The organism is Candidatus Sulfotelmatobacter sp., assembly GCA_035498555.1.
In the GTDB taxonomy this organism is placed as follows: domain Bacteria; phylum Eisenbacteria; class RBG-16-71-46; order RBG-16-71-46; family RBG-16-71-46; genus DATKAB01.
Genome location: DATKAB010000190.1, coordinates 25,390 through 36,614, shown reverse-complemented (window position 1 = coordinate 36,614; position 11,225 = coordinate 25,390). Strand labels below are relative to the sequence as shown.

Here is an 11,225-nt window from a genome sequence, read left to right as displayed (position 1 = left end):
CGACGCCGCGGCGGCGCTGCGGCTGATCCCGCCCGGCACCGGCGTCTGGCACGATGAAACCGAGACCATCGCGCGTCCGACCGGCGTGTTCGACACGCTGAGAGTGGCGGCGGATTCGTTCGGCACCTTCGATCGCGGAACATGGTGGAACCACCGGCTCGCCGAGCTGGTGGAGGTGAGCGCGACGCTCGCGTTGCCCGATTCGTTCACCGATTCGGCCCGGGTCTGGCCACGCGTCGGCGGCACCATGGCGCTGCGTGGTGACTTCCACCTCGACCACTACGCGCCGTGGGCCGAGGTCGCCACGCGTCTCGGGCGAACGGTGACCCTGCGCGGCTACCTCTATCACGTGCCCGACCCGCCCGACTCGCTCGACGGCTGGCTGCCGCTGCCGCCCGATGAGGCGCGCATCGGGTTCACGGTGCTGGGTCCAGGGCGCGCGCCGGCGACGCTCGGCCTTGCCCCCTCCACGGGCTCGGAACCCCGGTTGCACGCCTCGCCCAATCCGGCGCGGGCCCGGGCGATGCTCATCGGCAGGCCCGGCGCGCGATTCCGAATTCTCGACCTCGCGGGGCGCACCGTGCTCGATGGCGCGATTGGCCCGCGGGGCGCGTTCGCCTGGAACCTCCGCGACCGAGTGGGCCGGCGGATCCCCGCCGGGCTCTACTTCCTCCGCCCGCTCGACACGCCCGAGTCTCGTGCCAGCCGGCTCGTCGTCCTCGAGTGATGCACCCTCGAATCGGCCTGACTCGTCAACGAATCGTCACGACGCGGGCCTCGTCCGTCGCGCAACGCGCCGCGCGCGGCGCTTCGATTGTCCGCCCAAAAGCGCGCGTGCTAGGCTTTCCGCCTCTTTGCACCGCGCGCGTCCGATCGCGGGCGCGCCCACGATTCCCGAGCCCGACGAGGCCTCCGTGACGCCCGAAACTGCCGCTTCCGACCTGCAGGCCGTCGATGCGCTCAAGAACGCCCGCGAGAAGATTCTCACCGAGCTGCGCAAGGTGATCGTCGGCCAGGACGACGTCGTCGATCAGCTCCTGACCGCGCTCTTCGCCAACGGCCACGTGCTGCTGGTCGGGGTGCCCGGGCTGGCCAAGACGCTACTCATCTCGAGCCTGGCGCGTGTGCTCGACCTCAAGTTCAGCCGCATCCAGTTCACGCCCGATCTGATGCCGAGCGACATCACCGGCACCGACGTGCTCGAGCAGGATCAGCCCACCGGCCGCCGCCATGTTCGTTTCATCCGCGGCCCGGTGTTCGCCAACATCGTGCTGGCCGACGAGATCAACCGCACACCGCCCAAGACCCAGGCGGCGCTGCTCCAGGCGATGCAGGAGAAGGAAGTCACGGCTGGCGGCGAGACCTACAAGCTCGAGCTTCCCTTCTTCGTGCTCGCCACCCAGAATCCGATCGAGCTCGAAGGCACCTACCCGCTCCCCGAGGCGCAACTCGACCGGTTCATGTTCCACGTGCACGTGAACTACCCGAAGCAGGACGAGGAAGAGAAGATCGTGGCGCTGACCACCTCGGCCTACCAGGCCTCGATCGATCGGGTGCTGGGCGCGGCGCAGATCCTCGAGCTGCAGAGGCTGGTGCGCCGTGTCCCGGCCGCCGACCACGTGGTGAGCTACGCGGTGCGCCTCGCACGCGCGACGCGTTCGGGCAGCGTGGGCGGCGAAGGCGCGCCGGCCGCCAACGGCGCGCCCGACTTCGTGCGGCAGTGGGTGTCGTGGGGCGCGGGCCCACGCGCCTCGCAGTACCTGGTGCTGGGCGCCAAGACGCGCGCGGTGTTGCGCGGGCGATTTGCGCCCGGCATCGAGGACGTGCAGGCAGTGGCGCCGGCGGTGCTGCGCCACCGCATCGTCACCAACTTCACCGCCGAGGCCGAGGGCATCAAACCCGACCGCATCATCGCCGATCTGCTGAAAAGCGTGCCGGTCGAGTAGCGACGCGCTTCGGCTTCCCACTCCGAGGATTCGCCATGGCCGAAACGTCGCTCCGTCCCGCCCACGAGTGGCATCGCCAGATCGGCCTGTACGCCGCCACCGCGATCACGGTCGGCAACATCATCGGCTCGGGCATCTTCCGCTCGCCGCACTCGGTGGCGCAGGAGCTGCCCGGCTTCACGCCGGTGATCATGGCCTGGGTCGTGGGCGGCCTGCTTTCGATCTGCGGCTCGCTGGTCCTGACCGAGCTGGCGGTGCGGCATCCGAAAACCGGCGGGCTCTACGTGTTTATCCGCGAGGGCTTCGGCGACGCGTGGGGGTTCGTCTTCGGGTGGGCGAACCTGTGGGTGATCAAGCCGACCGTGATCGCCTCGATCACCAGCGTGTTCGCGCTTTACTTCTGCCAGGTCATGGGCTGGGGCCATTCGGCCGAGTTCACGGTCGGCTGCGCCAGCATCGTGCTGCTCACCTTCATCAACTGGCTCGGAGTCAAAGAGGGCGCGGGAACGCAGTCGTTGTTCACCACCGCCAAGGTGATCGGCATCCTCGCGCTGTGCGTGGCGGCGTTCGCGCTTCCCACGACGCACGCGCCGACTCCGGTCGAGCATGCGATGGCGGCGGGGAACGCCGGGCATCCGCTGCTGCTGGCCTTCGCGCTGTCCATGATCACCATCCTGTTCGCCTACGATGGCTGGACCGACTCGACGTACGTGGCCGGCGAGGTGCTCGATCCGCAGCGCAACATGCCGATCGCGATCCTCGGCGGCACCTGGCTGGTGATCGCGGTCTACGTGCTCACCAACTTCGCCTACTATCACGTGCTCGGCGCCAACGAGGTGGCGAGCTACGAGGCGGTCGGCTCCGAGACCATCTCGCGACTCCTGGGCGGATGGGGCATGAAGGCGCTGGCGGTGCTGGTGGCGATCTCGACCTTCGGCACCACCAACGGCGCGATCCTGACCGGCCCGCGGGTCACGCAGGCGGCGGCCGCCGACGGCCTGCTCTGGAAGCCGCTGGCCGCGCTGGATCGGCGCCGCGAGACGCCGTCCACCGCGCTCTGGATCCAGGCGGTGCTGTCGTGCCTGTGGCTCAAGGCCGCGAGCGGCTTCGACGACGTGTCGGGCTGGTTCGTCACCACCTCGTGGGCGTTCTACGCGGTGACCACCGCGACCATCTTCGTCCAGCGCCGCAAGGTGGCGCGCGGAGAACAGGAGCCGGCCTCGTATCGCACGCCGCTCTATCCGCTCACGCCACTGATGTTCCTGCTGGTGACCGCGATCATCATCTGGAGCGACTTCACCAACAGCGGCTCGATCCCGCACACGCCGATTCCGCGCGCCATGGCCGGCGTGCTGATCGCCTTGACCGGCTTCCCGGTCTACTGGCTGTGGCGTGGACGCCGGGGCGCGTGAGGCATTCATGAACGCCACCGCCCCCTACTACGCCGATCCCGAGCTCTACGATGCGATTTACGCCGACATGGTCGCCGACGTCCCGATCCACGTCGGCGATGCGAAGTCGGCGGGCGGGCCGGTGCTGGAGATCGCCTGCGGAGACGGCCGCGTGCTGATCCCGATGCTCGAAGCCGGCGTCGACGCCGAGGGGCTCGATCTGAGCGACGATATGCTGGCGGCGCTGCGGCGGCGGCTCGCTGAGCGCCGCCTCGCGGCGCGGCTTCATCGCGCCGACATGCGCGACTTCGCGCTCGATCGCCGTTTTGCGCTGGTCACCATTCCGTTCAGCGCCTTTCTGCACAACCTCACCCAGAATGACCAGATCGCGACGCTCACCCGCTGCCGCGAGCATCTGCTCCCCGGCGGGCGGCTGCACCTCAGCGCCTTCCATCCCGACCCGAAGCTGATGGCCGGTTTCGACGGCACGTCTCACCTGGTGAAGGAGATCCCGAATCGGCTCGCCCCGGGAACTCTTCGGGTGATCGACGCGGTGACGCTCGATCCCGTCGAACAGCGACAGCACGTCGAGCGGCGGGTCGAGTTCGTCGCGCCGTCGGGCGAGGTGGTCGGAGCGCGCGAGCTGCGCTTCGATCTGCGCTACGTCTACAAGCCCGAGATGGAGCTGCTGCTGCGCGCCGCCGGGTTCACGCGCTGGGAGGCGCTGCCGATGCCCCGGATCGGCGAGTCCGGGCCGCCGCCCGATCGACCGATTCGCGAAGGCGACTCCCTCCTGTGGCACGCATGGGTGGACTGATCGTGAGCGAAGAGCGCGTCGATTCTCCCTACGATCAGCCCGAGCTCTACGACCGGATGCTCGACGACCTCGACTTCGATCAGGCGTTCTGGCTGCGCGTGGCGCGCGAGGGCGAGGCGGCTGGTCGCGGGCCGGGCGCGCTGCTCGACGTCGGCTGCGGCACCGGGCGCGTGCTGCTGCGGCTGCTGGACGCCGGCATCGACGCCGACGGCCTCGACGCCTCGGCGCCGATGCTGGCGCGTGCGCGCGAGCGCGCGGCGGCGCGCGGCTTCCATCCGCGCCTCGAGCTCGCCGACATGCGCGACTTCACCATGCCGCGCCGCTACGCGCGCGTCATCTGTGCCTTCAACGCCTTCGCCCACTGTGAGACGGTCGACGACCAGCTCCGCGCGCTGGCCTGCATGCGCCGGCACCTGGCTCCGGGCGGCGCGGCGGTGGTGTTCATGAGCTTTCCCGCGCCCCGGTACTGGAGCGAACCCGACGGCGAGCCGGTGCTCGAGCGCGAGATCACGATTCCCGGCAGCGACCATCGCCTGCAGATGTGGGACACACGCTTCAAGGACCCGGTGCTGCAGCTCCAGCGCTCGCGCATGGAGATCCGCGAGCTGGACGCCACCGGCGCGCAGATCGCCACGCATCGCGCCGAGGCCAATCAGCGCTGGGTCTATCGCTGGGAGATGGAGCTGCTGCTGCGCACCGCCGGTTTTCCGCGCTGGGAAATCCAGGGTGGCTTCGAGGGCGGTCCCCTCGAGCGCCCCGATCAGCCGATGATCGCCTGGGGATACGCGGAATGACCACCGCCGGCGGACCTCAGGTCTATCTCGACCCGGCGGTGGTGGCGCGGCTCGGCCACCTCGACGTGCGCGCGCGGCTGGTGGTGGAGGGCTTCATCGCCGGCATGCACCGTTCGCCGTTTCACGGCTTCAGTGTCGAGTTCGCCGAGCATCGCCCGTACATGCCGGGCGACCCGCTCAAGAACCTCGACTGGAAGGTGTGGGCGCGCACCGATCGCCTGCTGGTCAAGCAATACACCGAGGAAACCAACCTGCGCTGCCACCTGCTGCTGGATCTGTCGGGCTCGATGGGCTTCCGATCGGCCCGCGCGGTAATGAGCAAGCTCGACTACGCGCGCTCGCTGGCGGCGGCGCTCGCCTATCTCATGCTCCAGCAGCAGGACGCGGTCGGCGTGCTCACCTTCGCCGAGCATCCGCGCCAGTTCGTGCCGGCGCGGGCGGTGCGCTCGCATCTCGACGTGCTGCTCAAGACCCTGGGCGCCGGCGAGCCCGAGGGCCGCACGCGCCTCGGTCCCGCGCTCCACGAGCTGGCCGAGCGCATCAAGCGCCGCGGCCTGATCGTGCTGTTGTCGGACCTGCTCGACAAACCCGAAGACGTGCTGTTCGGCTTGCAGCACTTCCGCCACCGCCAGCACGAGGTCGTGGTGTTCCACATCCTCGATCCCGACGAATCGGAGTTTCCCTACACCGATACCTCGACGTTCGTGGACATGGAAAGCGGCGCGCGGCTCACCACCGAGCCGTGGGAGATCGCGCGGCGCTACCGCGAGAAGCTGGCGGCCTGGCAGGAGCACTATCGCCGCAGCTGCCGCGAACACCTGATCGACTACGTGCCGCTCGACACGCGCACGCCTTTCGATCGCGCGCTGCTCGCCTACCTCGAGAAACGCTCGCGGCTGATGTGATGAATTTCCTCAACCCGCTCTTCCTGTTCGGGCTGGCGGCAGCCTCGATCCCGATCATCATTCACCTGTTCACGCGGCGCCGCCCGCGCGAGGTGAAGTTCCCGTCGCTGGAATTCCTCACCGAGGTGAACCAGAGCGAGATCCGGCGCCTGCGCCTCCGTCAGTGGCTGCTCCTGCTGCTGCGGGCGCTGGCGGTGGCGGCGCTGGCGCTGGCCATGGCGCGCCCGGCGCTGCGGGGCTCGTCGGGCGGCGGGCGCGCCGCCACCACCGTGGTGGCGCTGCTGGATCGCAGCGGCAGCATGACCGCAGACGGATTGCACGGCCCGGTGTTCCTCGACGCGCGCCGCGCCGTCGAGGACCTCTTCACCACGCTCGGCCCTGCCGACGAGCTGCTGCTGGTGCCCTACGACGACCAGGTGAGGCCGGTGACTCCGCGGCCGAGCTCGGACCTGCCGCGCCTGCGCGCGGCGCTCCAGGGGCTCGAGCCCTCGGCGCGCACCACGGACCACGACCTGGCGCTCGCGTTCGCGGCGCGCGCGCTCTCCGAAAGCCACGCGCTCAACCGCGAGCTGTTCTGGATCTCGGACTTCCAGCGCGCCGGATTCCACGCGGGCGCCGACCGCGAGGGCGCCGGCTCCTCGCCGCTTCCGGCCGGCGCCTGGAACAACGTACGCACCTATCTATTGCCCACCCCTCCGGTGAGCCGGGCCAACGCCGCGCTGCTCGACGCCTCGCTCGCTCCGGCCGAGAACGGCGCCGCGCTCAGCGTCACCGGCGCGAGCTACGGCGCGAGCGCCGGCGATCGCGCGGTGCAGGTGACGGCGGGCGGCGCCGAGATCGGCCGCGGCTTCCTCAACCTGCCGAGCCGCGGGCAGGCCGCGACGCTGCTGCCGCTCTCCGCCGCGCCCGAGACCGGCGGCGTGGCGCACATTCCCGACGACGCGCTGGCGCTCGACAACGTCCGTTACTTCGCCGCCGGACGCGCGGGAACGCTGCGCGTGCTGCTCCGAGAAGACGGACCGCCATCGCCGCTCGCGCTCGCTCTGGCGGCCGGCTCGCCGGCCTCGGGGCTCGCGGTCGAGCGCGTGGATGCGGCGCATCTCGCCGAGCGCCTCGCCGAGGCCGACGTCCTGGTGCTCTCGGGTCTCGAGCGGCTGGGTCCGGCCGAGCTGCAGGCGGTGCTCGACTACGCCCGTGCCGGCGGGCCGTTGTTCGTGGCGCTCGACGAGCGCTCCGACGCCGAGTTCTGGAACGGCTCGCTGCTGCGCGAGCTGGGCGCCGGAACCCTCGGGCCGGTGGCCGAGGCGCCCGAGGGCTCGGCCTGGCGGCTGTCGCGCGTGGTGCCGGTGCATCCGGTGCTCGCCGGATTCCCGGCGCGGCCGGGCGAGCCGCTCTCGAGCGCACGATTCCAGCGGGTGCGCGCCTTCACGCCCGGCAGCCGCGGGCGGGCGTTGCTCGAGTACGACGCCGCCCACGCCGCCCTGGTCGAGACGCCGCACGCGTTGTTCCTGATCGCCTCACTGTCGCCCGACGCCTCCGACTTCGCGGTGAGCGGTGCGTTCCTGCCGCTCGTGCACCAGATCGTGAAAGTGGTGGCGCGCGGCTCGGCGGCCGCGTCGTACGCGCCCGGAGACCGCTACGGGGCGCCCGCCAGCACCGGCGCCTGGCGCATCGAGGATTCGAACGGCAACGAGCTGGCTTCCGAGCTGCGCGCCGACCGCGGCACGACGCGGCTCCAGTCGGCGCCCATCGAAGCCCCCGGGCTCTACCGCGTGTTGCAGAACGGCCGGCTGCGCTCCTCGTTCGCGGTCAACGTCGATGCGGGCGAGTCGGACCTCGAGCCGCTGCCCGAACCGGAGCTGCTCGGCCGATTCCCCGCCGGGCGCGCGTCGGTGCTCCATCCCGGCGCCGATCTCGCCCGGCGCGTGCGCGAGGCGCGCTACGGTCGCGAGCTGTGGAGCTGGTTCGTGACCCTCGCGCTGCTGTTGCTGGTGGCCGAGACCCTCCTCGGCCGTTGGGGGCTGGGAACGCCCGCCAGGCCCGCCGACTCGCGCGCCGCCTGAACGCCGAACTCCGAACGCGTCAGAAGATCGAGAACTTGAAGTTCAGCGCCAGCGTCTCCTTGAACTGGCCGGACTTGCGGATGTTCTTGCTCACTTCCGGAGATAGAACGTCGAGATTCTGGGACGGGTTGACGTTGGCGGCATTGTCGAACTTGTCGTAGACCCATTGCACGAACAGATTCACCCCCAGGTACCTGGTGATGTGGGTGGTGAAGGTGTTCTGGAAATTGACGTCGGGCGCCTTCCAGAAATCGGCCACGTTCTCGGCATGGGGATCGGCGGGCTGAGTGGCGTCGCCGGTGCGCAGCTTCGCCACGTAGTCGTTGAGCGCGGTGGCCTGCGAATAGATCAGCGCCTGGAAGATCAGCAGCTCGCCCTTGTAGACCACCTTGCTCCCGAATAGCGGCTGCGTGACGTTGGTCTGCCATTCGAGACCGCCGTCGCTGCTGGTGAAGTGCTCGGTGGCGAGGGTGACGGCGTTGATGCTGCGGCCGATGGTCTGACGGGCGCCGACGCCGAGCCGCGACACCGCCTCGCGGTCGGCGGTCTTCACGAACACGCGGATCATGCCCGCCGACTCCTTGAGCTTGACCGGATTGAAATCGAGGATCGCGACCGGTGCGTAGCTCTCGTCGCGGAACTGCGAATCGAGACGCAGCCCGGCGTAGGGCTCGGCCCACGAGCCGGTGGTGAAGCGACCGGTGGACTCGAACAGGATGCGGTCGGTGGTCTTGTCGGGCGTCTGCCACACCCGTTTGGTCGAATTCGCCTGCTGCACCTGCTGCGCGGTCTGGCCGTAGGCCAGCTCCAGCCGATTCTGGAGGTTGAAGCGCGGGCCGAACTGCTTCTCGGCGGTGCTGTTCAGATTGGCGACCCACACGAACGAACCGTTGTCGCCACCCGCCCAGTTGTCGCTGAACGAGCCTTGCGTCACGTCGAGGCTGAGGACACCGGTGCGCTTCCAGCGCTGGACCGCGGTGGTGCTGTCGGCGCTCTGGGCGAGTGCCGGGGCGGTGGCGAACGGAAGCAGCGAAAGGCAAAGCGCGATCGCGAGTCTCATGGCGAGTCTCCTGGGGTGGCGACGGGTGGGGTGGGGAAAGAAAGCCGCGCCGCTCGTGAGAACGGCGCGGCCTGATCCTGGTGGCGAGCGGCTAGACCGTGCTCGCGCAGGCGCGGCACTTGCGGGCGTCTGCGGGAATCACTTCCTTGCACTCCGGGCACACCTTGGTGGCGGGCCCCGGCGCCGGCTTCTCGCGCAGCAGGGCCTTGGTGATCATGAACACGCAGAAGGCGATGATCACGAAATCCACGACCGAGCCGAGGAAATTGCCATACGACACCGCGGCGCCCACCGAGCCGTCGGCCTTGTGCGTCAGCACCAGCTTGGCCTCGCGCCACTCACCGCCGGGAATCGCGAGGCCGATGATCGGCATGAGGATGTCGGCCACCAGCGAGCTGACCACCTTGCCGACCGCGCCGCCGATGATGACGCCCACCGCCAGCGCGAGCGCGTTGGTCTTCAGCAGGAAGTCCCTGAACTCCTTGATCATCGCGTGGCCTCCCGGCGCTAATGAGTGACTTCGACCCCGCGCGGCAGCACCTCGGGGTTCGTGACCTTGAGCACCACGCGACGGTTGCGCAGCAGTTCTTCTTCGTTGCGTTCCCGGGTCTCGGGCTGGGTTTCGCCGTAACCCCTGGCGGTGTAGTTCTCGGGACGCAGATGGAAGTGATCGAGCAGGTACTGCCGTACCGCCTCGGCGCGCTTCTGACTGAGCTTCATGTTGTAGGCGGCCGGACCGCGCGTGTCGGTGTGGCCCTGCACCTCGACCTTGACGTCGGCGAACTTCTCGAGCACCGATCCCGCCTCGTCGAGCGTGCTCTCCGATTCGGGCAGCAGCTTGTTGCTGCCGGACTCGAAGTACACGTTCTCGAGCCGGATGCTGCCGGTCTCGATCAGATTGCGCTCCATCGGGCTCACCGGCGCGGGCGGCGGCGGCGGCGGCGGCTGCGGCGGTGGTGCTTCCCGCGCAGGCGTCGGGGCGGAGCGCGCCGACATCCTGGTGCGCTCGATTTCGGCACAGCCATCCTTGTCCACCTTGAGGCCGGCCGGCGTGTTCGGGCACTGGTCGAGCCCGTCGCAGACGCCATCGCCATCGCCGTCGAGCGAGCACCCCCACTGGTCCACCGAGCAGCCGTGCGGCGTGTTCGGACATTTGTCGACGCGATCGAACACGCCGTCTTCGTCCCAGTCCACGGCCGGCCAGCGGTAGCAGGGGGCCTTGGGATCGACATGGGGGCCGGTGGGCGCGCCTGCGCGCGCGCCGGCGGCGATCACCATGAAAAGTGCGCACAGCACGATGCGCTTCACGAGACACCTCCTGGATAAGAGTGCCCGTCGGATTTCGGGGCAGCGCACCCCGATGCAGAGCGGAAAGCTATAGCCGATTCCGGAGGCTTGCGCACCCACGAGTTTCGAGTCCGCCCGGCGAGCGCTTCGCGGCTCTGGTGGCGGTGGCGCGAAGGGGCTAGTCTGGCGCGTCATGAATCCGTTCCGGACGGGCATTTCCACGCTGCTGCTCGCCGGTGCCCTGCTGTTCGGAAGCGCGCCGGCGAACTCCTGCGGCATGCCGGCCGACGATCCGGATTCGGGCGCCGAGCTGATCGGCAGGCCCGCCCCGTCGTGGAGCTTCACCCGCTGGGTGGGTGCGCCGCTTTCGCTCGAGAAGCTGCGCGGCAAGGTGGTGCTGATGCGCTGGTGGAACGTGGACTGCCACTACTGCGAAGCGACGCTGCCCGAGATCGAAGCGCTGCGCACGCGCTACCAGAAGGATGGCCTGGTGGTGATCGGCGTGTTCCATCCCAAGCCACCGCATCCGGTCAAGGACGCCGACGTGAAGCGCGCGGCGGAGGAGCGTGGCTTCCACGGCCCGCTCGCGATCGACGAACAGTGGACGACGCTGTCACGTTACTGGCTCGCGGGACATCCGGAGCGCAACTGGACCTCGGTTTCCTTCCTGATCGATCGGGAAGGGAAGATCTGCTGGGTGCAGGGCGGGGGCGAATACCATCACAGCACCGACCCGCGCCATGCGCGCTGCGACCTGGTGGCCAGCGATCTCGAAGCGCGCCTCGCCCGGATGTTCGGCAGGAATTCCGCGACCACGGAAACCTCCTCGGTCCACTGACCGCACCACCCGCGTCGGGTTGAGAGCGCGGGTGCCCCCTGCTAGCTTCGCCTGTGTCGCGGGGAACGAGCCGCGATGTATGGAACCGCCGCGGAGAATCCGTGGCGGCTTTTCGTGCTTGGTC

11 protein-coding genes are annotated in these 11,225 nt (G+C 69.5%); 8 read left to right on the top strand and 3 right to left on the bottom strand.

Annotated features, from left to right (window positions below; all coding sequences use genetic code 11):
* The 7 genes from VMJ70_15135 to VMJ70_15105 form a co-directional block, all read left to right on the top strand.
* A partial coding sequence (locus VMJ70_15135; protein ID HTO92464.1) for a hypothetical protein occupies nt 1-727 on the top strand: 727 nt, incomplete at its 5' end.
* Nucleotides 728-914: 187 nt separating this feature from the next.
* The gene (locus VMJ70_15130; protein HTO92463.1) at nt 915-1,946 is read left to right on the top strand and encodes a MoxR family ATPase; all 1,032 of its coding nucleotides are present in this window, start codon (nt 915-917) and stop codon (nt 1,944-1,946) included.
* Nucleotides 1,947-1,981: 35 nt separating this feature from the next.
* Nucleotides 1,982-3,358 (top strand): amino acid permease, encoded by a 1,377-nt coding sequence (locus VMJ70_15125; GenBank protein HTO92462.1) that lies wholly within the window; start codon nt 1,982-1,984, stop codon nt 3,356-3,358.
* Nucleotides 3,359-3,365: 7 nt separating this feature from the next.
* On the top strand, nt 3,366-4,154 hold the full coding sequence (locus VMJ70_15120) for a class I SAM-dependent methyltransferase (protein HTO92461.1): 789 nt from the start codon (nt 3,366-3,368) through the stop codon (nt 4,152-4,154).
* A gap of 2 nt (nt 4,155-4,156) precedes the next feature.
* Entirely contained in the window at nt 4,157-4,948 is a 792-nt protein-coding gene (locus VMJ70_15115; GenBank protein HTO92460.1) for a methyltransferase domain-containing protein, read from the top strand.
* Nucleotides 4,945-5,853 (top strand): DUF58 domain-containing protein, encoded by a 909-nt coding sequence (locus VMJ70_15110; GenBank protein ID HTO92459.1) that lies wholly within the window; start codon nt 4,945-4,947, stop codon nt 5,851-5,853. Before VMJ70_15115 ends, VMJ70_15110 begins: the two co-directional genes overlap by 4 nt.
* Nucleotides 5,853-7,916: a BatA domain-containing protein gene (locus tag VMJ70_15105; GenBank protein ID HTO92458.1), complete on the top strand. Its 2,064-nt coding sequence runs from the start codon at nt 5,853-5,855 to the stop codon at nt 7,914-7,916. Before VMJ70_15110 ends, VMJ70_15105 begins: the two co-directional genes overlap by 1 nt.
* A gap of 19 nt (nt 7,917-7,935) precedes the next feature.
* Here VMJ70_15105 and VMJ70_15100 read toward each other — a convergent pair whose 3' ends face one another.
* The 3 genes from VMJ70_15100 to VMJ70_15090 all read right to left on the bottom strand — a co-directional run bounded on the left by VMJ70_15100 (nt 7,936) and on the right by VMJ70_15090 (nt 10,284).
* On the bottom strand, nt 7,936-8,976 hold the full coding sequence (locus tag VMJ70_15100; protein HTO92457.1) for a DUF3078 domain-containing protein: 1,041 nt from the start codon (nt 8,974-8,976) through the stop codon (nt 7,936-7,938).
* 91 nt (nt 8,977-9,067) lie between these two features.
* Nucleotides 9,068-9,466, bottom strand: coding sequence for a large conductance mechanosensitive channel protein MscL (gene mscL, locus VMJ70_15095; protein HTO92456.1), 399 nt, complete (start codon nt 9,464-9,466; stop codon nt 9,068-9,070).
* A 17-nt stretch (nt 9,467-9,483) separates the two neighbouring features.
* Nucleotides 9,484-10,284 (bottom strand): OmpA family protein, encoded by an 801-nt coding sequence (locus VMJ70_15090; GenBank protein ID HTO92455.1) that lies wholly within the window; start codon nt 10,282-10,284, stop codon nt 9,484-9,486.
* 172 nt (nt 10,285-10,456) lie between these two features.
* Between VMJ70_15090 and VMJ70_15085 the strand changes: the two genes are divergently transcribed.
* Entirely contained in the window at nt 10,457-11,101 is a 645-nt protein-coding gene (locus VMJ70_15085; protein HTO92454.1) for a redoxin domain-containing protein, read from the top strand.
* Nucleotides 11,102-11,225: the final 124 nt, after the last annotated feature.

Excerpts from the sequence above, each read along its gene's own strand:
- VMJ70_15120 (HTO92461.1), top strand. The coding sequence starts at position 3,366 with ATGAACGCCACCGCCCCCTACTACGCCGATCCCGAGCTCTACGATGCG.
- VMJ70_15105 (HTO92458.1), top strand. The coding sequence starts at position 5,853 with ATGAATTTCCTCAACCCGCTCTTCCTGTTCGGGCTGGCGGCAGCCTCG.
- VMJ70_15085 (HTO92454.1), top strand. The coding sequence starts at position 10,457 with ATGAATCCGTTCCGGACGGGCATTTCCACGCTGCTGCTCGCCGGTGCC.
- mscL (HTO92456.1), bottom strand. The coding sequence starts at position 9,466 with ATGATCAAGGAGTTCAGGGACTTCCTGCTGAAGACCAACGCGCTCGCG.
- VMJ70_15100 (HTO92457.1), bottom strand. The coding sequence starts at position 8,976 with ATGAGACTCGCGATCGCGCTTTGCCTTTCGCTGCTTCCGTTCGCCACC.
- VMJ70_15110 (HTO92459.1), top strand. The coding sequence starts at position 4,945 with ATGACCACCGCCGGCGGACCTCAGGTCTATCTCGACCCGGCGGTGGTG.
- VMJ70_15125 (HTO92462.1), top strand. The coding sequence starts at position 1,982 with ATGGCCGAAACGTCGCTCCGTCCCGCCCACGAGTGGCATCGCCAGATC.